This window comes from Alteraurantiacibacter aestuarii, from assembly GCF_039523595.1.
In the GTDB taxonomy this organism is placed as follows: domain Bacteria; phylum Pseudomonadota; class Alphaproteobacteria; order Sphingomonadales; family Sphingomonadaceae; genus Alteraurantiacibacter; species Alteraurantiacibacter aestuarii.
In genome coordinates, this window is record NZ_BAAAFP010000001.1 from 477,596 (window position 1) to 500,786 (window position 23,191).

At 60.9% G+C, this 23,191-nt stretch carries 27 protein-coding genes and 1 tRNA gene; 13 read left to right on the forward strand and 15 right to left on the reverse strand.

Annotated elements, in window-relative coordinates; translation table 11 throughout:
* Window positions 1–41 precede the first annotated feature (41 nt).
* On the forward strand, window positions 42–545 hold the full coding sequence (locus ABDZ98_RS02435; RefSeq protein ID WP_160590433.1) for a YybH family protein: 504 nt from the start codon (window positions 42–44) through the stop codon (window positions 543–545).
* A 3-nt stretch (window positions 546–548) separates the two neighbouring features.
* Here ABDZ98_RS02435 and ABDZ98_RS02440 read toward each other — a convergent pair whose 3' ends face one another.
* From ABDZ98_RS02440 to ABDZ98_RS02475, 8 genes are all read right to left on the reverse strand, one after another.
* Window positions 549–1,349: a CmcJ/NvfI family oxidoreductase gene (locus tag ABDZ98_RS02440; RefSeq protein ID WP_160590431.1), complete on the reverse strand. Its 801-nt coding sequence runs from the start codon at window positions 1,347–1,349 to the stop codon at window positions 549–551.
* Entirely contained in the window at window positions 1,349–2,350 is a 1,002-nt protein-coding gene (locus ABDZ98_RS02445; protein WP_160590429.1) for an aldo/keto reductase, read from the reverse strand. The genes ABDZ98_RS02440 and ABDZ98_RS02445 overlap by 1 nt, the downstream gene beginning before the upstream one ends.
* Window positions 2,350–3,309, reverse strand: a complete 960-nt coding sequence (locus ABDZ98_RS02450) for a Gfo/Idh/MocA family oxidoreductase (RefSeq protein WP_160590427.1) — start codon at window positions 3,307–3,309, stop codon at window positions 2,350–2,352. Before ABDZ98_RS02450 ends, ABDZ98_RS02445 begins: the two co-directional genes overlap by 1 nt.
* An 87-nt stretch (window positions 3,310–3,396) precedes the next feature.
* Window positions 3,397–4,305: a class III extradiol dioxygenase subunit beta gene (locus tag ABDZ98_RS02455; protein WP_160590425.1), complete on the reverse strand. Its 909-nt coding sequence runs from the start codon at window positions 4,303–4,305 to the stop codon at window positions 3,397–3,399.
* Window positions 4,306–4,307: 2 nt separating this feature from the next.
* On the reverse strand, window positions 4,308–4,727 hold the full coding sequence (ligA, locus tag ABDZ98_RS02460) for a protocatechuate 4,5-dioxygenase subunit alpha (protein ID WP_160590423.1): 420 nt from the start codon (window positions 4,725–4,727) through the stop codon (window positions 4,308–4,310).
* A 1-nt stretch (window position 4,728) separates the two neighbouring features.
* Window positions 4,729–5,052 carry a DUF2218 domain-containing protein gene (locus ABDZ98_RS02465; RefSeq protein ID WP_160590421.1) on the reverse strand — a complete coding sequence of 108 codons (324 nt, stop codon included), beginning with the start codon at window positions 5,050–5,052 and terminating at the stop codon, window positions 4,729–4,731.
* A complete protein-coding gene (locus ABDZ98_RS02470; protein WP_160590419.1) occupies window positions 5,049–6,074 on the reverse strand; it encodes an amidohydrolase family protein in 1,026 nt (341 codons plus the stop codon). The genes ABDZ98_RS02465 and ABDZ98_RS02470 overlap by 4 nt, the downstream gene beginning before the upstream one ends.
* The gene (locus ABDZ98_RS02475) at window positions 6,071–6,859 is read right to left on the reverse strand and encodes an NAD(P)-dependent oxidoreductase (protein ID WP_237437453.1); all 789 of its coding nucleotides are present in this window, start codon (window positions 6,857–6,859) and stop codon (window positions 6,071–6,073) included. Before ABDZ98_RS02475 ends, ABDZ98_RS02470 begins: the two co-directional genes overlap by 4 nt.
* 186 nt (window positions 6,860–7,045) lie before the next feature.
* Between ABDZ98_RS02475 and ABDZ98_RS02480 the strand changes: the two genes are divergently transcribed.
* Genes ABDZ98_RS02480 through ABDZ98_RS02490 form a run of 3 tightly spaced genes read left to right on the forward strand, consistent with a single transcriptional unit; the run spans window position 7,046 to window position 9,682 of the window.
* Window positions 7,046–7,720 carry a 4-carboxy-4-hydroxy-2-oxoadipate aldolase/oxaloacetate decarboxylase gene (locus ABDZ98_RS02480; RefSeq protein WP_160590416.1) on the forward strand — a complete coding sequence of 225 codons (675 nt, stop codon included), beginning with the start codon at window positions 7,046–7,048 and terminating at the stop codon, window positions 7,718–7,720.
* Between the two features lie 28 nt (window positions 7,721–7,748).
* Window positions 7,749–8,804 (forward strand): 4-oxalomesaconate tautomerase, encoded by a 1,056-nt coding sequence (locus tag ABDZ98_RS02485; protein WP_160591063.1) that lies wholly within the window; start codon window positions 7,749–7,751, stop codon window positions 8,802–8,804.
* Window positions 8,801–9,682: an amidohydrolase family protein gene (locus tag ABDZ98_RS02490; RefSeq protein ID WP_160590414.1), complete on the forward strand. Its 882-nt coding sequence runs from the start codon at window positions 8,801–8,803 to the stop codon at window positions 9,680–9,682. Before ABDZ98_RS02485 ends, ABDZ98_RS02490 begins: the two co-directional genes overlap by 4 nt.
* Before the next feature lie 36 nt (window positions 9,683–9,718).
* On the opposite strand, the gene ABDZ98_RS02495 is transcribed toward ABDZ98_RS02490, so the two are convergent.
* The gene (locus ABDZ98_RS02495) at window positions 9,719–10,465 is read right to left on the reverse strand and encodes a hypothetical protein (RefSeq protein WP_337190167.1); all 747 of its coding nucleotides are present in this window, start codon (window positions 10,463–10,465) and stop codon (window positions 9,719–9,721) included.
* A gap of 76 nt (window positions 10,466–10,541) precedes the next feature.
* Entirely contained in the window at window positions 10,542–11,741 is a 1,200-nt protein-coding gene (locus ABDZ98_RS02500) for a transaldolase family protein (RefSeq protein WP_160590410.1), read from the reverse strand.
* A 233-nt stretch (window positions 11,742–11,974) separates the two neighbouring features.
* Between ABDZ98_RS02500 and ABDZ98_RS02505 the strand changes: the two genes are divergently transcribed.
* From ABDZ98_RS02505 to ABDZ98_RS02520, 4 genes are all read left to right on the forward strand, one after another.
* Window positions 11,975–12,733 (forward strand): hypothetical protein, encoded by a 759-nt coding sequence (locus ABDZ98_RS02505; protein ID WP_160590408.1) that lies wholly within the window; start codon window positions 11,975–11,977, stop codon window positions 12,731–12,733.
* Window positions 12,734–12,945: 212 nt separating this feature from the next.
* Window positions 12,946–13,758 carry a hypothetical protein gene (locus ABDZ98_RS02510; RefSeq protein ID WP_160590406.1) on the forward strand — a complete coding sequence of 271 codons (813 nt, stop codon included), beginning with the start codon at window positions 12,946–12,948 and terminating at the stop codon, window positions 13,756–13,758.
* Between the two features lie 192 nt (window positions 13,759–13,950).
* Window positions 13,951–14,895 carry an SPFH domain-containing protein gene (locus ABDZ98_RS02515; RefSeq protein WP_160591061.1) on the forward strand — a complete coding sequence of 315 codons (945 nt, stop codon included), beginning with the start codon at window positions 13,951–13,953 and terminating at the stop codon, window positions 14,893–14,895.
* A 1-nt stretch (window position 14,896) separates the two neighbouring features.
* Entirely contained in the window at window positions 14,897–15,376 is a 480-nt protein-coding gene (locus ABDZ98_RS02520) for an NfeD family protein (protein WP_337190166.1), read from the forward strand.
* A 29-nt stretch (window positions 15,377–15,405) separates the two neighbouring features.
* Here the strand turns inward: ABDZ98_RS02520 and ABDZ98_RS02525 are convergent, their stop codons facing one another.
* Both ABDZ98_RS02525 and ABDZ98_RS02530 read right to left on the reverse strand, forming a co-directional pair.
* Window positions 15,406–16,350 carry a complex I NDUFA9 subunit family protein gene (locus tag ABDZ98_RS02525; protein ID WP_160590404.1) on the reverse strand — a complete coding sequence of 315 codons (945 nt, stop codon included), beginning with the start codon at window positions 16,348–16,350 and terminating at the stop codon, window positions 15,406–15,408.
* Between the two features lie 37 nt (window positions 16,351–16,387).
* Window positions 16,388–17,614 carry an ArnT family glycosyltransferase gene (locus ABDZ98_RS02530; protein ID WP_160590402.1) on the reverse strand — a complete coding sequence of 409 codons (1,227 nt, stop codon included), beginning with the start codon at window positions 17,612–17,614 and terminating at the stop codon, window positions 16,388–16,390.
* A gap of 183 nt (window positions 17,615–17,797) precedes the next feature.
* Between ABDZ98_RS02530 and ABDZ98_RS02535 the strand changes: the two genes are divergently transcribed.
* From ABDZ98_RS02535 to ABDZ98_RS02555, 5 genes are all read left to right on the forward strand, one after another.
* Window positions 17,798–17,884: transfer RNA gene (locus tag ABDZ98_RS02535), tRNA-Leu, on the forward strand.
* A 177-nt stretch (window positions 17,885–18,061) separates the two neighbouring features.
* Entirely contained in the window at window positions 18,062–19,270 is a 1,209-nt protein-coding gene (locus tag ABDZ98_RS02540; RefSeq protein ID WP_160590400.1) for a tyrosine-type recombinase/integrase, read from the forward strand.
* A 199-nt stretch (window positions 19,271–19,469) separates the two neighbouring features.
* On the forward strand, window positions 19,470–20,309 hold the full coding sequence (locus tag ABDZ98_RS02545) for a type 1 periplasmic-binding domain-containing protein (protein WP_160590398.1): 840 nt from the start codon (window positions 19,470–19,472) through the stop codon (window positions 20,307–20,309).
* The gene (locus ABDZ98_RS02550; protein WP_160590396.1) at window positions 20,306–20,851 is read left to right on the forward strand and encodes a hypothetical protein; all 546 of its coding nucleotides are present in this window, start codon (window positions 20,306–20,308) and stop codon (window positions 20,849–20,851) included. The genes ABDZ98_RS02545 and ABDZ98_RS02550 overlap by 4 nt, the downstream gene beginning before the upstream one ends.
* Window positions 20,852–21,352: 501 nt before the next feature.
* Window positions 21,353–22,168 carry an HNH endonuclease gene (locus ABDZ98_RS02555; protein WP_160590394.1) on the forward strand — a complete coding sequence of 272 codons (816 nt, stop codon included), beginning with the start codon at window positions 21,353–21,355 and terminating at the stop codon, window positions 22,166–22,168.
* Between the two features lie 30 nt (window positions 22,169–22,198).
* Here ABDZ98_RS02555 and ABDZ98_RS14970 read toward each other — a convergent pair whose 3' ends face one another.
* From ABDZ98_RS14970 to ABDZ98_RS02565, 3 genes are read right to left on the reverse strand one after another with little or no spacing between them, the layout of a single operon-like run.
* Window positions 22,199–22,372, reverse strand: coding sequence for a DUF3768 domain-containing protein (locus ABDZ98_RS14970; protein WP_419866765.1), 174 nt, complete (start codon window positions 22,370–22,372; stop codon window positions 22,199–22,201).
* Entirely contained in the window at window positions 22,342–22,578 is a 237-nt protein-coding gene (locus ABDZ98_RS14975; protein ID WP_419866762.1) for a hypothetical protein, read from the reverse strand. Before ABDZ98_RS14975 ends, ABDZ98_RS14970 begins: the two co-directional genes overlap by 31 nt.
* Window positions 22,575–22,763, reverse strand: a complete 189-nt coding sequence (locus ABDZ98_RS02565; protein ID WP_160590392.1) for a hypothetical protein — start codon at window positions 22,761–22,763, stop codon at window positions 22,575–22,577. Before ABDZ98_RS02565 ends, ABDZ98_RS14975 begins: the two co-directional genes overlap by 4 nt.
* Window positions 22,764–23,191: the final 428 nt, after the last annotated feature.

Genomic DNA, 23,191 nt, shown 5'->3' on the forward strand with positions numbered 1-23,191 from the left:
AATGCGGTGTGTCACCGCCGATAATTGTGAGGGGAAACCGAATGAAAAAGATTGTCCTGGCATCGCTCGCACCGATTGCCCTGCTGGCCGCTTGCGGCGGCGGAGATCCGGCTGAGTCCGTCGCGGCCATCCGTCACACCGAACAGGGGCAGCTCGATTCGATTGCCTCGGGCGATCTGGTGGGTATTGCGCGCCTCTATTCCGATAACGCCCATCTCGTGAAGCCAGACGGTACGGTGCTGGATGGCGGCGTGGCGATCGTGGAGGAATATGACCGGCTGCTGGCCGATCCCAATTTCGCGCTGACGATGGAACCGCTCAACGGCTGGGCCTCCGCGTCTGACGATCTGGCGGTGGTGACATCGAAGATCAGCTTCACCACCACCGATCCCGAAACGGGTGAAGCGGTGACGATGCCGCTGGAAAGCCAGACCGTGTGGCAACGCGCCACCGGCTCAACATGGAAGATCGTGTCGGCCTATAATGTCGCTGTTGCGCCAGCGGCAGAGGCACCGGCAGAAGTCACAGACGCGGCCGCCGAATAGGTTTCAGCCGAACCAGTAGCATACGCCGCGCATTTCAAGGCTGATGCGCGGCGGTGCTTCGGCGGGAGCGATGGGATTATCGAATGCGCCGTGCGGCATCAGTTGCGCGCGCGCCGGATCGCTTTCGCTGGTCTTGAAGATCAGCGCCTCGCCGGGATGCATGTCGGCGAAATAGTACCAGCGATGCGCCGGATTTTGCGCCAGCAGGTAATTCTCGAAAGACCATTCGGGCGCGCCGGGCGGATCGAAGATTGCATCGCAATCGATCAGGTCGCCATCCTGCAGCGAATTGGCCGCGCACAGCGCCAGCGGCACGTCCTGCGGCGGCTGGCTGAGCACGCGCCAGACATTATATTGCGCGCTGCGGGCGATGGCGTGTCCTTCGGGGGCCGATGCCTCGCGCGCCTTGGCAGCGGCGTCCCTGGCCATATCGACATGGACAAAGCGCGCCGGGTGCGAATTGTCATGCGCGTCATTGGCGCCCAGCCGCTCCGAAAAGCGCAATATGCCGCGGCTGAACATGTCCACATGGTCGCAGCCGGTCTGCGCTTTCAGCAGGTCGGCAATTTCGCCAGCATGCACGGCGGCCACCTGCGCCAGATCGGTCAGATCGGCCACCGCGCTGCGATGTTCCACCAGCGTGAAGCCCTCCACATCAAGGCTGCAATCCATGCCGCGCGCATCGGTGATGTCCACCTCTGCCGGTTCCAGCGGTACGAAGTCCTTCTCATGCGCATTGGCATAAAAGAACGGCTTGCGCGTGGTGCGCCGGGAATAGCCGATGGGGGCGCGCACCGATGCCATCAGGCGTCCTCGAATTCCTCTGTGTCGATCGTCGGCTTGATCGCATCGTGATAGCGGTGGCCGGATACGGTGGACTGGTTGATCAGCGCATCGGCCCTTGCCAGCACGTCAGCCGGGATCGCCACATTGGCGGCGTTGTAATTGTCCTCAAGGTGCTGAGGATTGGTGGTGCCGGGGATCACATGCATGACCTCGCTCTGCGCCAGCACCCAGTTCAGCGCCAGCTGGCCGGCGGTGACGCCAGCGCCTTTGGCCAGATCCACCAGCTGTTCGATCAGCGCCAGATTATGCGGCCAGTGATCGGGCGTGAAGCGCGGCATCTTGTGGCGCAGGTCCTGCTCTTCCAGCGTGGAGGGGTCCTTGATCTCCCCGCCCAGCGCACCGCGCCCCACGGGGCTGAAGGCCACCAGCGGAATGCCCAGTTCCTCGCACGTGGGCAGCACGCCCAGTTCGACATTGCGGGTCCACAGCGAATATTCGGTCTGCACCGCGCCCACCGGATGGATGGCATGGGCCTCGCGGATATGGGCGGCGGACCATTCGGACACGCCATATGCCCCGATCTTGCCCGCCTCTATCGCGCGCGACAAAGCGCCCACGCTATCGGCAATCGGCACCTTGGGATCGAAGCGGTGCATGTAATACAGATCGATATGATCGGTGCCGAGCAGGTCCAGGCTGGTGTCCAGCGCCGCGTCCAGAGCGGCGGGGCTGCAATCCACCCCGCGCTTGGGACCTTCCACCACAATGCCGCATTTGGAGGCGAGGAAGAATTCGTTCCTGCGCCCCTTCAATGCCTCACCGATCAGCGCCTCATTCTTGCCCGCGCCATAGATGCGCGCGGTGTCGAGATGATCGTAGCCAAGGTCCAGCGCGCGATTGAGGAAAGCGACGCAATCCTCATGCGCGGGCGGGGTACCATAGGCCCAGGACAGGTTCATGCAGCCCAGCCCCACGGGGTGCAGCGCGCGCCCCGCAATCTCTCTCGCACCGATAGCCATCAGGACCAGCCGTCCTGCGCTTCAAGGCTGGCGGCCAGCTGGCCGATGGTGCGATAGCATTCGATCACGCCGCGCACGGAGCTGTTGGGCTCACGCCCTTCGCGGATGGCGGAAATGAATTCCCGGTCCTGCAGCTCGATACCGTTGTTGGATACGGCCACGCCGGTCAGGTCAATCGGCTCATCCCGGCCGGTGAACAGATCGTCATAGCGCGCCAGATAGGTCGCCGTGTCGCCGATATAGCGGAAGAAGGTGCCGAACGGCCCATCGTTGTTGAAGCTGAGCGACAGGGTCAGGATCTGGCCCTTGTCGGTCTTCATCTGGATCGACTGGTCCATCGCAATGCCCAGCGTGGGGTGCTTTGGCCCCTGCAGGATATTGGCCGCGATCACCTTGGCGCCGGTCATGTACTGGAAGATGTCGATCGTGTGCGCACTGTGGTGCCACAGCAGGTGATCGGTCCAGCTGCGCGGTTCGCCCTTGGCGTTCTTGTTCTCGCGGCGGAAGAAATAGGTTTCCACATCCATCGACAGGACGTTGAACTTTCCGCTCTCGATCTGCTGCTTCACGTACTGGTGCGAAGGGTTGAAGCGGCGGGTGTGGCCGGCCATGCAGACCAGGCCGGTTTCTTCCTGCTTCTTCAGCACGGCTTCGGCATCGGCCCAGCTGTCTGCCAGCGGGATTTCCACTTCGACATGCTTGCCCGCATCCATCGCCTTGATCGTCTGATCGGCGTGCATCTGCGTGGGCGTGCACAGGATCACCGCGTCGACATCGTCGCGCTCCAGCATCGCTTCATAATCGGTGGTGGCGTGCGGAACGCCGTATTTGGCGGCCATTTCCTGGGTCTTGTCCAGAGTGCGGCCAACCAGCGCGGTCACTTCCACGCCGTCGATATTCTTCAGGCCGTCGAGGTGCTTTTCACCAAAAGCGCCGCCACCGGCGAGTGCGATCTTCATGGGGGGTCTCTCCTGTTGCGCAGGGTTGAGTGGGTCTTGTGAAAGGAAAGGGCGCCCGCGAAAATTGTTCCGCGGGCGCCCGTAAAATCAGGCCGGAGCCAGGCTGTGGCCGCTCAGCACCTTGCGCGGATTGAGCGGTTCGCCAGCGGTTTCCTCCGGCTGGAGGATCAGCGCGCCCAGCGCGGTGTTGGAGGCGGGGATGTGGTAGAAGTTGTACAGATCCTTCACCTTGTCACCCAGCGCACCGCGCATGATCAGCCACATCACCAGTTCGATGCCTTCGCTGCCTGCTTCGCGCAGATAATCGATATGCGGCATCTTGGAGAGGGTCTCAGGGTCATTGATCAGCATGTCGATGAACTTGAGATCGAAGTCCTTGTTGATCAGGCCGGCGCGCGGTCCCTGCAACTGGTGGCTCATCCCGCCGGTGCCCCAGACGTGCACGTTCAGGTCTTCGGGGAAGCTTTCCACCGCAGCCTTGATGCTGTCACCCAGCGCAAAGCAGCGAGCGCCCGAGGGCGGCGGATAGGTCACCACATTGACCGCCAGCGGAATGACCTTGCACGGCCATGCGTCAGGCTCGCCAAACATCATCGACAGCGGCACGGTGCAGCCGTGGTCAACATCCATCTTGTTGAAGATGGTCATGTCGAAATCGTCGAGGATCAGGCTCTGAGCGACATGCCAGGCCAGATCGGCATGGCCGATCACGTCGGGCACCGGGCGCGGGCCCCACCCTTCATCAGCGGGCTTGAAGCTGTCCGCGCAGCCGATGGCAAAGGTCGGGATGCAGTTCATGTCGAATGCGGAGGCATGGTCGTTGTAAACCAGGATCACCACATCGGGCATGTTTTCCGGCTTGCTGATCCATTCCTTGATCGCCTTGTAGCCATCAAAAACCGGACCCCAGTAATCGTTCTGGCTGGTGCCAGTCTGAAGCGCAGCGCCCAGGGCGGGAATGTGGCTGGACGTGATGCCCGTTGTTACGCGTGCCATGTTCAGTAACCTCCTTTGATCGAGCGGACACCTTCGGGTGAACGACCGCCATCAATCATCATTTTAGCATATTCTTCCTGGCTCATGCCGGTCATCGAACCCGCAGCAGTCTGGAAGCTCTGTCCGTCGGTGGAGAACAGCTTGGACAGGAAATAGACGTTGCCGCCTTCATCGATCATCGCATTGTAATTGCGATCCAGGACTGCCTGCTTGGCAGCCGGAGTCAGGTTCCAGTCGTCGAGATAGGTGCTCTCATCGGCCAGGAATTTCTTGCGGTTCTCTTCCTTCATCAGGCTCATGGCGAACTGGTTCAACCAATAGCCCTTGCGCGCCCGCTGTGCGGTAAACACGCGAGTGCCGGGAATATCGTCGAATGCGGCGAGATATTCGTGAATGTCTATCCGCTCTTTCTTATTGCTCATGTCAGGATTCCTTGGCTTCTTTCCATTCGTAGGTCAGCGGCGCCTCGCGAAAGGCGAAGCGATCGATATGGCGCTCGATCACGCCGCGCATGTGTTCGTTGCGATCCTTGTCCCCGGTGGTCAGCGTGATGCCGATGCCGTCCTTGTGCGCGGTCATCACTGCGGTCTCATGCTCGGAGAAGGGGAACACGCCCATGCCGTCACCCTCGTCATAGCTGGTGGCATATTTGTGCCCCCAGTGCGCGACGAGTTGCTGGATATAACGCTCGGGCTTGGCGCATTTGGCAAAGCCTGTGGCGACGGAGGGGGTGTCTGTTTCGCTCAAAGTCCCTTGCCTTTCAGGATGGCGTCCATGCGGGGATACACCTTACGCGCATTGCCTTCGAAGATGGCGTGCTTCTCTTCATCAGAGATATCGAGTGCGTCGATATAGCGCTTGGTGTCGTCGAAATAATGGCCGGTCTGCGGATCGATGCCGCGCACCGCGCCCACCATCTCGCTGCCGAACAGGATATTCTTGTTCTCGATCACGTCGGCCAGCAGGTTGATGCCCGGCTGGTGATAGACGCAGGTATCGAAAAACACGTTGTTCATCAGGTGCTGATCCAGGCTTGGCTGCTTGAGCATATCGGCGAGACCGCGATAGCGGCCCCAGTGATATGGCACAGCGCCGCCACCATGCGGAATGATCAGGCGCAAATTGGGGAAACGCGCAAAAAGATCGCCCTGCAGCAATTGCATGAACGCCACCGTGTCCGCGGCGAGGTAATATCCGCCCGTGGCATGCATGGCCGGATTGCAGCTGCCCGAAACGTGGATCATGCCGGGCACGTCCAGCTCCTCCATCACCTCGTACAGCGGGAACCAGTATTCGTCGGTCAGCGGGGGATGGGTGAAATGCCCGCCGCCCGGATCGGGATTGAGGTTGCAGCCGACAAAGCCCAGCTCCTCCACGCAGCGGCGAAGCTCCTTGATGCTGGCGGTCAGGTCGGCCTTGGGGCTCTGCGGCAACATGCAGCCGCCAATGAATACATCGGGGAACAGCTGGGTGACGCGGTAGATCAGGTTGTTGCAATGGGTGGCCCATGCCGCGCTGACTTCCTGATCGCCGATGTGATGCGCCATGGCGCTGGCACGCGGGGAAAACAGCGTGAAATCCGCGCCGCGTTCCTTGATCAGCTTGAGCTGGTTGTCCTCGATCGTCTGGCGAATCTCGTCATCGGAGATTTCCGGATAGGGCGGAGGTGCCTTGCCTTCCTTGTAGGCGGCCTTCTGGTCCTCGCGCCACTGGTCGTGCCCCTTGGGGAGCACCGTGTAATGGCCGTGACAATCGATAATCAGGCTCATGCTGCCTTGTTCCTCCTGGCTTTGGGTTTTGCTGCGCGCCGCTGGAGCGTGACCGTACCTTCGCTCATCACCGGCTCTACGCCCAGTTCGCGAAGTGTGCGCGCCACTTCTTCCATTTCCGCCGCGCGGCGAAGTCCGTGTGTTTCCATGCGCTCGCGATTATAGGCGGTGCGCGTCATCCAGTCCCAGTCCTTTTCCGAGGCATCGAGGGAGGACATCACTTCATCCATCACGCCGGCCTTTTCGGCAGCGGCGGCGCACTCATAGGTCAGCGCTTCCATGCCCTTGACCATGATCGAGCGGATCATCTTGATCGATGAGGCGCGGCCCACCTCGTCGCCCACGATCCGCGCCCTGGCAAAGCCGAGCGTTGCCAGCATCGCGCGCGCCACTTCGGCATCCGGCCCGCTGATCAGCAGCGGCACATCGCGGCCCTTTTCAACCGGCGCCATCACCGCAACATCGACATAGCGCCCGCCAGCCGCGGTAACGGCCTGCGCGGCCATCAGCTTGCTACCGGGGGAAACGGAATTCATGTCACACCACAATGCACCCGCTTTCATCAGTGGCGCATAATCGCTGGCCGCGTTGACTGCGCTGTCTGCGGTGACGAGCGAGAGGATGATATCGGCATCGGCCAAAGCCTGCGCCGCATTGCTGCCTGCGGTCACGCCATATTGCGCCATCGCGGCGCAGCGATCGGGCACGATGTCCCATCCGCTGGCCCGCCCGTTCCAGCCGCCGGGGGCAGCAAAGGCGGACCCGGCCTCACCGAAGCCGATCATAGCCACACGCGGGGCTGCAAGGGTGTCTTTCGAGTCTGGCATCTCTCTGCGGCGCGATCTACATAATGTATGTGTTGCTTACAAGTTTGCGAGGCTGCTCGTGTGCGGCCTTGACGAGAGAGGGCGAGGCGGTCAACCGATGCCGCAGCGATTGAAGTGAGCAACATTCGAGCAGGAGAACGGTGAATGTCCGGAATTGTCGTCCAGAATATCGAGCGTGCGGATAAGGAAATTGTGCAGGCTTTGGGCGCTTGCGGGGTTGCCACCGTGCACGAATCGCAGGGCCGCACCGGCCTGCTGGCGAGCTACATGCGCCCCATCTATTCGGGCATGCGCGTGGGCGCCTCGGCGGTGACGATCAGTGTTCCTCCCGGTGATAATTACATGGTCCATGCGGCGATCGAGCAGTGCCAGGATGGCGACATTCTGGTGATCGCACCCACTAGCCCGTGCGAAGATGGCTATTTCGGCGATCTGCTGGCCACATCGGCGCAGGCGCGCGGCGTGAAGGGCCTGATCATCGATGCCGGTATTCGCGATATCCGCGATCTGACCGAGATGAACTTCCCCGTCTGGTCCAAGCGCATTTTTGCGCAAGGCACGATCAAGGCCAGCCTTGGCAGCGTGAACGTGGACGTGGTCTGCGCCGGTGCCTTCATCCGTCCCGGCGATATCATCGTGGCCGATGATGACGGCGTGTGCGTGGTGAAGCGAGAGCAGGCAGAAGAAGTGCTGAAGAAGGCACAGGCGCGCGAGGCCAATGAGGAAGACAAGCGCCAGAAGCTGGCCGCCGGCGTACTCGGCCTCGACATGTACGGCTTCCGCCAGAAGCTGACCGACATGGGGCTGAAGTGGGTTTGAGGAACTTGCGATGAATTCTGCACCGGTCATGTGGATGCGCGGGGGGACCTCCAAAGGGGGCTATTTCCTCGCCGAGGATATCCCGGCTGACGAGGGCGAGCGCGCGGCATTTCTGCTGGGCGTGATGGGCAGCCCCGATCCGCGCCAGATTGATGGCATGGGCGGGGCCGATCCCCTGACCAGCAAGGTCGCCGTGGTGAAGAAGAGCGAGCGAGAAGGCATCGATGTCGATTACCTGTTCCTGCAGGTGTTCGTCGATCAGGCGATTGTCACCGATGCGCAGAACTGCGGCAATATCCTCGCCGGTGTCGGCCCCTTCGCAATCGAGCGTGGACTGGTGGAGCCGACGGGCGATGAAACGCGCGTGGCCATCTATATGGAAAACACCGGCCAGTCGGCGGTCGCCACCATTGAAACTCCGGCGGACGAGATCGGCAAGCGTGCGGTAAACTACTCCGGCACGGCGAAAATTGACGGCGTGCCGGGCAGCCATGCGCCGATCCCGGTGGAGTTTCGCGATACGGCGGGCTCAAGCTGCGGCGCGCTGCTGCCCACCGGCAATGCCTTTGACGTGGTTGAAGGCGTGAAGGTCACGCTGATCGATAACGGCATGCCCTGCATCGTGATGAAGGCGGCCGACGTGGGCGCGACCGGCTACGAAACGCGTGAAGAGCTGGAAGGCGACGGCTTTGCCGATGTGCGCGCCAGGATAGAGGCCATTCGCCTTGCCGCTGGTCCGCTGATGAATCTGGGCGACGTGAAGGACAAGTCCGTCCCCAAGATGTTCCTCGTCGCCCCGCCAAAGGATGGCGGCGCAATCTGCACGCGCAGCTTCATTCCGCACCGCGCTCACGCCACCATCGGCGTGCTGGCCGCTGTCACGGTAGCGACTGCGGCACTGGTGGACGGCTCCCCCGCCGCCGAAGTTGCGCAGATACCCGATGGCCGGAAGAAGACGCTCAGCGTCGAACACCCGACCGGCGAAATGACCTGCGTGCTGCAAGTGGGCAGCGATGGCGAAGTGGAAAGCGCCGCGCTGCTGCGCACGGCCCGCAAGCTGATGGATGGAATAGTATTCGTATGAGCGCTGAAGAATCAGGCCGCATTACTTCGTGGCATGCAAACCCCAGCAAGCCTGCCTACACGCCGCCCGCAGGCGCGGTAGATGCGCATTGCCATGTGTTCGGGCCGATGGCGCAGTTTCCGTTCAGCCCCAAGGCCAAATACCTGCCCGAAGATGCCGGGCCGGACATGCTGTTTGCGCTGCGCGATCACCTGGGCTTTGCCAGGAATGTTATCGTGCAGGCCAGCTGCCACGGCACCGACAATGCCGCCACGCTGGACGCGATTGCCAAGTCGAACGGAAAGGCACGCGGCGTGGCCGTGGTCGATCCGGCGATTTCGGAAGAGGCGCTGGCCGATTTGCACACCGGCGGGATGCGCGGCATTCGTTTCAACTTCCTCAAGCGGCTGGTCGACAATGCGCCCAAGGACAAGTTCCTGGAAGTCGCCGCGCGCCTGCCCAGGGGCTGGCATGTGGTAATTTATTTCGAGGCTGACATTCTGGAGGAACTGCGCCCGTTCATGGATGCGATCCCCGTGCCGATCATCATCGATCACATGGGCCGCCCGGATGTGTCCCAAGGGCCCGATGGCGCGGACATGAAAGCCTTCCGCGCGCTGCTGGAAAGCCGCGACGATATCTGGTTCAAGCCGACCTGCCCCGACCGCCTCGATTCAAGCGGCGATCCGTGGGACCAGTTCGCCCATGCCGTTGCGCCGCTGGTGGAGGATTATCAGGACCGCGTGATCTGGGGCACCGACTGGCCGCACCCCAACATGCAGGACAACATTCCCGATGATGGCCATGTGGTGGACATGATCCCCCGCATCGCGCCGACGCTGGAATTGCAAACCAAGCTGCTCGTCACCAATCCGGACCGGATGTACTGGGCGGATTGACGGACAAACGCGCAGAGCAGGGCTGCGGGCTTTGCTTCAGCCTGCTTTGAACCAATGCCTGCGGTTGCCGGCATTCGCCAGAGCATAGAGAGCAGCCGCGCTGACCAGTGCGGCGGCGATCAGCGTTGCCATGCCGACATACTCCGAAACTTGCCCACCTGCTGCGTGAATGGCGGCAAGTGCCCACAGGAACACCAGCGCATACCAGGGGTTGCCGCGTTCACGCAGAACTGCGGTTGCGGCTATGATCCCGCCTGCCAAGACCACCGCAGCGGACAGCGTTGGTCCCAGACTGCCAGCATCTACGCCGTGATATTTCAGCGATGCGGCAACATTGACGATGGATGCAGCGGAAAGCCACGCGGCCAGAGTGCTCAACGGCAGCACCACGCACCATTGTTCTGCGCGCGAGAAGGCAGTCTGCCAGGGTGCCATCTGGCGGAAGGCGGTCAGAATACTCGCCAGAGTGAACGCGATGATCGCCACCGATACGCCATTCAGGTCGGTGAACTGGACATATAAGGCCCACAGCCCGTTGCCGAAGAATGCGCAGGCGGCAGGCCATGCAGTACTGGCCAGCAAGCCATTGCTGCGCTGTCGCGGCATAGCCTGATAGACCGCATAGACGATCGAACCGGTATAGAGCGGCCCCCAGATGATGAAGGCCCAGCCTGCCGGAGTTATCAGTGTGTTGGTGGCATCGGATTGCTCACCAATGTTCACCCCGAAGCCCAATGCGGGAAGAAAGGTTGCGCAGATCTGGAACAGGACGGCCAGAACCACCCCCCAAACTTGAGCGGTAGATCTGACCATGCCTGTCTGCACTTTTTTATCCTCTCAGATTAATCCGAGAGAGGTCTTACCCCTCAACCACCATTCTGACAAAATCGACCGTCTGGCGGGTGGCGGCGGCGAATTCTGTCGCAGTGGCCTGGAAGCTGCCGAACTGGGCAAACTCGCTCGGCTTCATGCCTTCGAATTCATAAGCCTGGCGGAAGCTGGGAAGCTTCATCAGCTTGGCCACGCTGGCCGGGTTGGGAGCGCGGTCGATAGCCTTGGGATCGAATTCACCCAGAGCCTCTTCCTCGGCCATCAGACCGGCGATGTAGCTGGGCGGGCAGGTGTAGACGAAATCGCCACCGGCAAAATCCTGGATGTGACGGCTGACGGTCTTGCCGCTGCCATCCTTCTCCACGCGCATGGAGCATTGCAGCATCTTGGACGGGTGGCCGTTGTCCTTGCCCCAGTGATAGGCGCGCTTGAGAACGGCTTCCTCGCCATCGCGGATTTCATCCAGCGACAGATCGATGCCGCGAACCTTGGCTTCGTTCTTCCAGTCACCCTTTTCGCCCAGACGGCTGGACATGTGGGTGATGACGCTGCGCCACCTGGAAAGATCGACACCTGCGGCCTTTGCGCGCTGGAGGCCTGCGGTCACGGCAGCCATGCAGCGCATGTACTGGGCCACGGTGAAGCTGGTGGTGTTGTTGGTGGAGATGCCGCGCGCGGTCAGCTCCTCGATCACTTCATAGCCTTCCTTCGATCCGGGGATCTTGACCATGACGTTTGCGCCCATTTCGGCAATCGACAGGCCCTGTGTCAGCATCTTGTCAAAATCGGTGACGAAGCGCGGATCGACCTGGCCAGACAGCATGCCATATTTGCCGCCGGAGGACTTGTAGACCGGCAGGATGGCGTCGGCGCCCAGCTTCACCAGATGCAGATAGACCTTCCAGTAGACACCTTCGACATCGAGGCCGGGATTGGCGGCGGCGACATCCTTGATGATCCTGGTCCAGCCGGCGGGATCAAGCTGGATCGCCTGCAGGCTGAGCGGCGGATTGGTGGTGACACCGCGAAAACCCATCGTGCCCTTGGCATCGATAGTGGCCTGATCGTACATGCGGTCCAGCTGCTCGGTCCACGCGGCCAGCTTGTCAGCCGGGGCGGCGGCCAGCGTTTCTGCCTTCCAGCTGGGATAGATCAGCGGGGACGAATCCCACCAGATCTCACATTCCGGATTGGTTTCAGCCAGCTTTTCAAGGACATTCTTGGACATCGGTAACTCCTGTCTGGTGCGAAAGCGCAGCGCCGCTTTGGTCTTTCGCGGCCCCTCTAACGCAAATGTTGCGGTTGATTAAGCCTTGCTGTCATTTTGCCCCACAAAGCCGAGCTTTGCATCTGGCGCAAATGGCAAAATTGCACTTTTCGCCGCAAATCATGCTATATGTGCGCAAGAGAAGTTCGCACGTGTTTCAACCCCGGGGGCCGGACAAGTCTTGGAGTAAGTAGATGACGATGACATTTCGCCGTGCTCTTGCCTGCCTCGCAGGCGCTGCAATCGCCCTTACCGCCGCCCCGGCAGCGGCCAACAGCTTCCTGGGCGATCCGCTCGCCCGTTTCGAGGAGCCGATCTGCCCCGGCATCATTGGCCTGCAGGAAGATTTCGCCACGGCCATGGTGGCGCGTATCCGCGAAAATGCCGAACGGATCGGCCTGGCAACCGCCAACATGGAAAGCTGCGACGCCAATCTGATTATTGCCTTCTTTGATGACGGTCGCAGCTATTTCCAGCGGCTGGCCGATGAGCGCGGCTATCTGTTCCTGCCGCTTTCGGTTTCAGAGCGGCGCGAACTGATTGAGGAAGCCGGTCCGGCGCGGGCCTGGATCACCACTGAAACCCGCACGCGTGACGGCATGGTCGTGGGGCGGCGGGAGAACATGGACGATCTGCCCACGGCGCGCGTCATGGCTGCACATTCGCGCATCTATGTGCCGATCCGCCGCGAAATCACCTCCAGCATGGTGGTGATAGACCGGGCTGCGGTCTCCGGCCTGTCGGTCAACCAGCTGGCCGATTACGCCACGCTTCGCGGCATTGCCCAGACCTATCCTGAAAGCGATGAGGGCGCTGCCAGCATACTCACCCTGTTTGACAGCGGGGCGGATGCACCTGCCGGCCTGACCGAATTCGACAGTGCCTATCTGGAAAGGCTCTATTCCTCGATCCCCAATCTTCCGGCCTCGTCGCGCCTGCGCAATCTGGAATAGGCAGGCGGCGCACCGTCAGGGGCGGGCCATTGCTACAATCTGATACGATTTGGTGGCTGGCCCGCGCCAAGCCGCATGCGGTATGGTGGATGCGGAAGAGGGAGTTGGATCACGCCATGTTTCGCGCATTGAGGGCTGTCAGCCTCGCCATCGTTCTTGCTAGCGGTTTCAGTCACTTGCCTCTCCGGGCACAGGAAGGCGATGGCCCGGCCTTGCCCGAAGTTACGGAGAATGACGATCAGATCGTGGTGCGCGGAGGGCGTCCGCCCAATGTGACGCGCGAAGACGTGCACCGCCAGGCGCGCGATATCGCCGACTCCGGCGATCAGCTGGATACGCCGCTGGCCCGTTTCGAGGACCGGCTGTGCCCCGGCATCATCGGCCTGCAAGAAGAATATGCCAGCATGATGATCGACCGGATCAGGCAGAATGCGGTGGATCTGGGCGTGCGCGTCCTGCCCGACAATTGCACTCCCAACATGCTGGTGATCTTCTCCACGGACAGTCTGGCGACGATGCAGAACATGGTCGATCGCAACCCCTATATCTTCCAGTACATGCAGCCAGAGGAACGCCGCGCCCTGTTGCAGCCGGCCCCTGTCCATGTGTTTGCCAATGTTGAATTGCGCACCCGCGACGGCATGCCCGTGGGCCGTGTGCGCAGCCTGACAGAAGCGCCGGTGGTACGCGCGCAGATGGCGCATTCGCGCATCTACACGCCCACACGGCGCGATATTGCCTCGATCATGGTGATTTTTGACCGGGATGAGGTGGGCGGCATGTCGGTGATGCAGCTGGCCGATTATGCCACCATGCGCGGACTGGCGCAGACCAAGCCGGTGGACGGGCTGGCCATGCGCTCCATCCTCAGCCTGTTCGAACCGGTTGGCCCCTATCCTGAAAGCCTGACCGATTTTGACCGGGCCTATCTGCGTGCGCTGTATGAATGGATTCCAAACCTGCCGGCGGCGGCAAAACTGGGCAATGTAAACCGCCAGTTGCGGCTGATGGCTGAAGAGGAATAGCGCACCGCATTTATTCGCGCCCTGCCAATAGAAGCCAGTAACCGCCAACAATTATCCAATCCTGCGCTGACCGGATTCGCTTGCTCCGTGCCCCCCGTGCGCTACCATGTATTTGTGAGAATTTAGCGGGGAGTAGTGATCGTGGAACTTGTTCTGGGCGCGTTGGTGTTTCTGGTGCTCGTCTTTCTGGTGATGGGCGTGCGCGTGGTGAAGCAGGGCTTCGTCTATACGATTGAACGCTTCGGCCGCTTCACCAAGGCAGCCGATCCCGGCCTGCACCTGCTGATCCCGTTCTTTGACCGCGTTGGCCACAAGATCAACGTGATGGAGCAGGTGCTGGATATTCCCGGACAGGAAATCATCACGGCAGACAATGCCATGGTCGGCGTGGATGCGGTGGTGTTCTTCCAGGTGCTGGAAGCGGGCAAGGCAGCTTACGAGGTGTCCAACCTGTATGGCGCGATCATGGCCATCACCACCACCAACCTGCGCACGGTGATGGGATCGATGGACCTGGATGAAACCCTGTCCAAGCGTGACGAGATCAACGCCCGCCTGCTGTCCGTGGTCGATCATGCCACATCGCCATGGGGCGTGAAGATCACCCGCGTGGAGATCAAGGACATCCGCCCGCCGCACGATATCTCCGAAGCGATGGCGCGGCAGATGAAGGCCGAACGCCTCAAGCGGGCCGAAATCCTCGAAGCTGAAGGCGACCGCGCCAGCTCCATCCTGCGCGCCGAGGGCGACAAGCAGAGCGCTATCCTGAAGGCCGAAGGTCGCCGTGAGGCGGAGTTCCGCAATGCCGAAGCGCGCGAACGCTCTGCGGAGGCGGAGGCCAAGGCCACGGAAATGGTGTCAGAAGCCATTGCCAGATCAGGCAGCCAGGCGATCAATTACTTCATCGCCCAGGAATACACCAAGGCGATCGCCAAATTCGCCGACAGTCCCAACTCCAAGACCATCCTGTTCCCGGTTGAGGCGACCCAGCTGATCGGCACGCTGGGCGGCATTGGCGAACTGGCCAAGGAAGCACTGGCCGAGCACAAGCCCGGCCCTGCGCCTGCAACTCCGCTGGACCTCGACCGCCGTCCGCGCACCAGCGTGCCGCGCACCCGCGGTGACGGGGACAGCTGAGGTGGATTTCCTCGAAGGCATCGATGCGCACTGGCTGTGGGTGACCTTCGGCCTGGTGCTGGCCGCGCTGGAAATGCTGGTGCCCGGTGTGTTCCTGATCTGGTTTGCGGTGGCGGCGCTGATCACCGGCCTGCTGACGGGTCTGTTCGATCTGAGCGTTACGATGCAGGTGATCGACTTTGCCTTCCTGTCGCTGATCGCGGTTTTCTCCGCCCGGCGGTTCTTCATCGAAAAGCCGATTGAAAGTGCCGACCCGCTGATGAACCAGCGCGGCGCGCGGCTGGTGGGGGTCAATGCGCTGGTGGTGCAGGCGATCGAGCACGGCAGCGGGCGCGTGCACATTGGCGACAGTGAATGGATTGCGCGCGGCCCTGATACGGACATCGGCCAGCGCGTGCGCGTGGTCGGCAGCGAAGGCGCGATATTGCTGGTGGAACCGATTACGCTGATCGCGGCGGATACGGCAGAGCCAGCCGCCTGACCGGAGCCGCCAATTACCCCGTCAGGCTCCTAGGCCGCCTCTACAGTGAAGCGGCCGTGCTTGCGGAAGCGGACCATCCATTTGTCCAGAAACAGCCCCAGCGGCTTTGCTGTCACGCCCAGTCCGGCAATGCCCGGAAGATCACCCGTGGCCACGCTGCCGGCCTTCAACAGGCGCCACTGGTCCCCGTTCATCGGCGTACCGGGCAAAGCAGCGAAAATCGCGCTGATGGCATCGGGCACGGCAATGAAACTGCGCTTGCGATCCTGCCCCGCGGCAATCCGTTCATGCAGATCGCCCATGGTCAGCTGCTCGGGTCCGGCCAGTTCATAAGTCTTGCCGCCAAGCGTGGCGGGATCGGACAGGGCATTGCCGATCGCTTCGGCCACATCGTCCACCCACACCGGCTGCAGCTTAGCCTCGCTGCCAAAAACCGGCAGCACGGGCAGGGTGGCCACCAGTCCGGCGAACATGTTCAGGAACTGGTCGTCCTGGCCGAAAATCACTGAGGGGCGCATGATCGTGGCACCGGGAAATGCCTGCTTCACCAGCTGCTCCCCCAGCCCCTTGGTGCTGGCATATCCGCTTTGCTCATTCGCCGCATCGGCGCCGATGGCGGACAGATAGACGAAGGCCTGGGCGCCGCCGGCCTTGGCCGCAGCAGCAGCATGGCCCGCGCCTTCGGCCTGCAGTGCCAGCTGGTCCTTGCCGAAGGTGCCGACAAGATAGACCACCGCATCGGCGCCATGGCAGCACGCCTCGATACTGGCCTTGTCCTTCACATTGCAGCGCGCGAACTGCAACTGGCCCAGATTGGCGAGCGGCTTCAGCGAATAGGCCTTTTCCGGATGGCGCGCCGCAATGCGCAGCCGCGCCCCGCGCTCCAGCAGATCCTGCGCCAGATGCCGGCCGATAAAGCCGTTGCCGCCGATCAGGACGATGAGTTTGTTCTGGAGGGGTTTGCTCTGCGCCATGCCTGTTCTTTCCTGCGCCGGATCACCGGCCGTTTCGCTATTGGCCCCTTCGCACAATGCGGGCCCACGGGGCAAGCGCGCGGCGCACCCTGTCGGTTCCCGCAATGCGAATGATCCCATATGCGGCAAAGATGATGAAGTAGTAATCGAGGTAGGAGCGGTGGCTGGTATGCCCCCAGATCGCCGCCGTCACAGCGGCAAATGTGCCCAGCAGCGCATAGATCAGCAGATCGCGCCGCCAGTTCGCCCGGTCCAGCCACAGTCCGGCCAGCCCGCCTGCCAGCACCGGCAGCCAGCCCAGCGCATACAGCCAATTGACCAGCGTGGATTTGCGCGGGCTGGGGAAGGGGCCGAACGCCGCCCACAGCTTGGCCATGCCATAGCGGACCGTCCGTCCCGGATGCGCCAGTATCTCCTCAACGGCGCGGTCGCGATACCAGGCCTCCCGCTCCAGTTTGGGCAGGGCGAGGGCGCGGGCATATTCACCGCGGTCCTGAGCGGCGAACACCGCCTGACGCGACCTGTCGATGCTTTGCTCGGGGTAGAAGCTGAACGTCAGTTCGCTGTTCCCGGCATAGAACGCGCGCCCGCTTTCCGTTCCCAGAGCGGGCGCCCCCAGCACACGCTCGGCGTGGACCAGCCACGGTCCCAGCGCCAGCAGCAGGCCGCCCGCACAGATCGCCGCAGTGGCGAGCCCCCTTTTCAGCGGTTCGCCGTCCTGCAAAGGCAGCGCCAGCCACACAATCGCACACAGGGCAAAGGGCAGGATCGTGGCGCGTGTCAGGATCGCCATGCCAAGCACCAGCCCCGCCACCAGCGCCAGCATCGCCCGGCGCTCCAGCTGAAGCCGCAGCAGCAGCCAGATCGACAGCGCCACCAGGAAGGCCAGCAGGCCCGACTCCTGCAATGCGGTATCGTGCGACACGGCATAGGGCCACACGGCGGCGATGGCCGCGGCCAGCAGGCCGGTGGCAGGCCCGAACAGGTGCCGCGCGATCAGGGCGGTCAATACGATAGTCCCGGTCGAAACCAGCGCCTGCGCCAGCAACACTGTCCAGAAATTCGCCTGCCCTCCGCCGGTCAGCAGCAGGAAGATGGGGTAGAAAGGCACGCGAAAGGCAGTCAGCTCCTGACCATTGAGCGAATAGCCGTTCCCCTGCGCCATATTCTGCGCCAACCGAGCGAAACCGAGATAGCCGTTGGTCCAGAAATCCCCCTCACCCCGCAGGGCGCGCAGGCCGAATCGCAAGGCGAATCCGGACATCGCAAGCAGGGCAAGACCGCGGCTGAACCAGTGTTGCCCCATCGATCGTCCATCCCTCCCGGCAAAAAATCCGCCAGCAAATGCTGTAACGATCGCAAGCTTTGATTGACAAGCACTGTCACCCTTCGCTAGTGGCCCGCGCCTACCAGCGAGACGGATTTCGATGACCGCTCTCGCTCCGGTGCCCAGATGGCGGAATTGGTAGACGCACCAGCTTCAGGTGCTGGCGCTCGCAAGGGCGTGGAGGTTCGAGTCCTCTTCTGGGCACCATTTGTTCTCCTCAGAACGTTCCAAAACATTGCAGAAATGGCGGAATTCTGCCATTCTTGACCTCTAGCGCAGAAAGCGAGGTCTTGTTTTGTTCCGCTTTGTTCCAGCATCTCTGGGGGCCTCGGTTGGGGGCTTCAGCTCAAAAGCCCCCAAATCGCACGAAAGTGAGGCCCCCAAATGAGCCTCAATGTGCAGGAAATCAAAGGCTTCCGGGCTGCCGACAAGTCGTACAAGAAATACGACTCGCGGGGGCTGCTGCTTCTGGTGAAGCCCAACGGCTCCAAGCTCTGGTATTTCAAGTACCGCTTCGGCGGGAAGGAAAAGAAGCTGCCCATTGGCGCGTTCCCAGAGGTCAGCTTGTCGCAAGCGCGCCAGCTTCGCGACCGAGCGCGGCTCAAGGTTACCGATGGCATCGATCCGATGCTGGAGCGCAAGCGCAAGAAGGCCAGGATCAAGTTAGGTGCGGAGAACACCTTCGAGGTCATCGCCAACAAGTACATCGACGAGAAGATGGTGCCCGAAGGCAGGGCGGAGGCCACGCTGCGGAAGGCGCGCTGGTTCCTTGAACTGCTCAAGCCCGCAATCGGCAATATGCCAATAAACGATGTCGATCCGCAGTTGATGCTGGCGGCTCTCAAGAAGCTCGAAGCCAAAGGCAATCTGGAGACCGCGAAGAAATGCCGATCCTTCGCAAGCCGGGTGTTCCGGTACGGCGCCGCACTTGGTCAATGCCAAACCGATCCAACATCCATCCTGCAGGGCGCACTGGTGACGCCAAGGGCACGGCACTACGCGGCGATCCTTGAGCCCGAGAAGTTGGGCGGGCTACTTCGCGCGATCGATGATTTCGAATGCTACCCTGCAACGAAATTCGCGTTGACGATCGCACCGCATGTCTTTGTGCGACCCGGTGAGCTTCGCCATGGCGAGTGGAACGAGATCGATTGGGACAAGGCCACCTGGACAATTCCGGAAGGCAAGATGAAGGCGCGGCGGACCCATGTGGTGCCTCTATCACGCCAGGTGTTGGAACTATTTCGAGAGCTAAAATCGATTACCGGCAGCAAGGGCTACATGTTCCCAGCGTTTCATACGCGACAGCGCCCAATGAGCGAGAATACGATCAACGCGGCGTTTCGGCGTATGGGCTTCACCAAAGACGAGGTGACAGCACATGGTTTGCGCTCGACGGCATCGACCATGCTCAATGAGAGCGGGCTCTGGCACCCCGACGCGATCGAGCGCGCACTCGCTCACGGCGATAGCAATGCCATTCGCGGCGTCTACAATCGCGGCAACTATTGGGATGAGCGGGTGAAAATGGCTCAGTGGTGGAGCGATTATCTTGATGGGCTACGAGTAGGAATGTGCAACTTCGCCCGTTAGGTTTCCCGTTTCCACTACGCTCCATGTGGCCTTGACTTAGCCAGACACAAGCATCGGCTTGTGCCGACCCTAGGCGCAGCCTACTGGTCTATCGAAAGTCAACGAAAGGCGCTTTTGTGCATCAACATGAAATGACGACCAAAAGAGGCCCAGAGAATTGTCGCTGACGCGAATTTCACTTGAGACAAAGATCATCGGAATGCTGCTTCTGACGGTCGGAGCAATTCTGGCGGCCGCTGCATGTGCTGGACAAGCTAAAAGCGGTTGGGATGGCTTTGATATCGAATCCCAGATATCAGAATTCGATAAGATTAAGGGTGAGTTAGAAGTTCGGCTAGAGGTAGGAGAAGAGTCCGAGCGCGATTTTGAAAATTCGTGGAGATATGAAGAAGAGTATTCCGAATCGATCGGTTCTGTCGATATTTTCCATTGCTACCCCCCTTATTACACAGGGGATGATCCTGAATATCGAAATGAATTCTACAATAGGCTGGCCAAACAAACTGTTGGAATAGAAAGAAGGTTGCGAGAAGCGGGATATCTATCTGAAATTTATCAAGGGCCGCTCCGGGATTATGAAATTAGAAGTATATATAGAAGCTACAGAATCGTCGCGCCGCATGTCAGCACAAATCAATTCGATGGAGTGCTTCGCGGTGATCCGGAATTTAAGATTCTTACGATGCGCATCGAACAAAATAGACGAGTGATGCAATCGGAATCGCTCCCAATTGTCGCTTCTGGAGAATGCGGAGACGGAGATGTTCCGTACCTATTCTCTACCATTCCCGCCAATGCAAGTCTCTGGATAATCCCGGAATTCGATTCTTTGATATGCGAGCGACGTGCGATAGATCCTTGGAATAGGGATCAATGCTTTGGGTGGTATGAGTCTACACCAAGTGAAGAGGTCTACTTGTCTGGCCGCTATCTGTTTGTTGCCGAATGGCCTGATGGCACAGTACGGCGTGGGAGACGCCTCTTTGAAGCAGATGAAGTGACGAGAGACGCCAGGCTAATTGTGATACGAAAGCAATGATTGATAGCTATTTAAAAAATTTGGCGAAAGTGATGGGGTTGGGCGCCGCCTTCGCCTCAGCTCCGATAATTGCAACGCTGGCTGAATTGCAGCCTCCATGGCCGGTTGCGATGGGGCAGCTGAGCGCAGCATTAATCGTGGTATCCGCGTTGGTTAGCTGGGAATGGACGAGAAGTGCAAAGGTTCGATTTAGGCGATCATGGATCATTGCGTCAATGATCATGGTTTTTGCAGGAATTATTTCCTATCTTGTGATTTATTCGTATTTTGTAGCCGAACCTCCGTCAGGTAGTTTCCGTGTTGTTACGGGCTACGAATGCACAGCTGATGCCAAGCTCGTGTACGGGGCTAGTTGTCCTGAACTGGGTAGGGAAGCGCTCCGAAGCGCGGAATGGGAACCATCTCGGCTTTGGACTCGGCAATCTTTGACGATAGTCCGAGTTGCTCTTGCCGGCACATGGTTGTTGTTTATCCTTGGATTGATTGGCACGGTTGGCTCAATTGTAGCTGGACGCAAGATGAGTGAGCGCGCCAAGCCATAGTGCGGTTTCTATTTATGAGGTCGGGCGCTAAGCGCCCGGCTCCTTCTTCTCGTCGTCCAGTGGCGTGCGCAGGACGATCCGGCCATTGATCGGCACAACTTCCAGTTGAAGCGAAAGCCCTTTTCGGTCGCGGTGGAATCAGGCGGCTCCGATGCGGGTCCAGAAGCCCTTGTCGCCCTTGTTTGCGACATGCCAGGAGAGGAAGTCCGGCGGATTGGCCTCCTGCGCGGGTGCGGTATTGCTGCGTGCCATGATGATTTCCTTTCGTGTCTGCTGTCTCGTTGCACCAACAGAAAGGCCGCACGGCCAAGCGCAGGATTCATGTCCAACACGGGTGACCCCGGCGAAGTCAGGGGGAACCGGCGCGGGCCGGACATTGAAGGCTGACCGAGAGCGGCCAGTGAGGGTGCTCAATAACGAAACCGCCTTATCGAAAGGCATCCAAACACATGCCAAACCGTTACACTTGCGCCCTGGATCACTCTCGCCCAAACCTTCGTCATGGCAATCGAGGGCAGTTCACGGAAACGCTGGAGCGATGAGGAGACGGTGCTCGCGCTGTATCTCTATTTCCAGCTGCCGTTTGGAAAGCTGCACTCGGGCAATCCCGAAATCCAAGAGCTCGCCGCTGCGCTCGGGCGCACGAACAGCTCGGTCGCGATGAAGCTGTGCAACTTCGCCAGCCTCGATCCCAAGATCACCAATAGCGGGCGCAAAGGCCTGGACGGCGCATCCAAGCTGGATCGCGCCACCTACGCGGAGTTCGGTCAAGACTGGACCGGTCTAGTCTCGCGGGCAGAAGACCTTTGGACTGCACCGGTCGGCCAGTTTGAGCTGCTGTCCGCGCCATCACGCCTCAATGAGAAGCGCAGCGAATTCCGGTTCGAGCCCTATCAAGGCGAGTCCACCACACAGGCGCTCGTCAATCAGCGCGTCGGCCAAGACTTCTTCCGCCGCGCGGTGCTCGCCAATTACGAAGAGACGTGCTGCATCACTGGGATCGCCGATCCGCGCCTGCTTACCGCAAGCCATATCAAGCCGTGGGGCAAGGACAGCGAGAACCGGCACAACCCGGCCAATGGCCTATTGCTGTCAGCGACACTCGACCGCGCGTTTGATCGCGGGCTCATCACGGTAGATCGCCAACAGCGCATTCGCGTCTCGAGGCAATTGCGCGAAAGCCAGAGCCGCGAGACACGCGACTATTTCCAGCAATTCGAGAACGCAACGTTGCGATCAGCAATCCGGTTCGATCCCGAACCGGCGTTCCTCGATTGGCACAACGAACACTGCTTCGTCGATCAACGCGCCGCCTGAAGTGTCAGGCGGCGCGCGGACTGCCTCTCGTCAGTATTCGCTGGCAAGCATGATGGTGAGCACCCGCCGGGTAACCGCAGGATTGGCCGGGTCGTCGCTGCCAAACTGCAAATCGCGGTCGTAGGCATCAATCTTCCAGAACACGGTTTCGGCAGGCCGCGCAGGTCGTGTCGTCATCCAGCGACCTTCGCCAGCCTGATAGATCGCCCCGAAATCGCGCTCGCCATAAGGATCGTTGTCCGGCGTGAACGCGTCGAATGCACCAGCTCGCGCACCCGCGACTGATCCTCATCGGGCAAGGCCCGGAACCCCTCGGTCGCCACGGCAACACAGGCCAGGCCCATCGCCTGCCGTGCCCGGTCATTGAGCCGGGCAATCCGCTCGCTGCGGCAAAGGGTTCCAGCAGTCATTGCACTGCCCTCCCGCCGCATTCGCAGATGTGAACCAACTCGCCAAAATCTTCCCGCTCGCCCAGTTCCTCGGCAAGCCTGCGCACCGTTCCGAACGGCAAGCCATTCTCATTGGCCAGCATTCGCAACCAGTCCTCGCGGCACTCGGCCCCACAAGCCCGGTAGTTCAAGATCAGGTCAGCCATTTTCTGCCCTCCTTCGACTGAAAGCCGCATCCGACGCGCGGCATGCGGCCTGCCTTCCGGCGAGGATGGGAGGGGGAGGGAAAACCGGAATCGATGCCCTGGCGCGGGCCAGCGGGTACAGCCCGCCACACGGGGGCGTCTAGTTCCGGTTTCGGGAACGAGAGGGCAAAGCCTTTGGTGTTCCCGCCAGGGATCGCCCTGCGATCCACACAAGATCGGCACCCTTGCAACGGCGCGAAGCCGACGGAGGTCCTGCGCGCGCGATCAGTGCGCCAGCGGGCATCCGGCAAGGAGAGAGGCAAAAGTGCCTGCGGGTTAGCAAAGGAATGCCGCGCCCTCAGGAGCATGACCGCAGGGCATGGGGGACAGAGCGCGTCTATCAGGAATTCCCGCTCCGCTTAAAACTGCTCCTGATCGTCACCCGGATG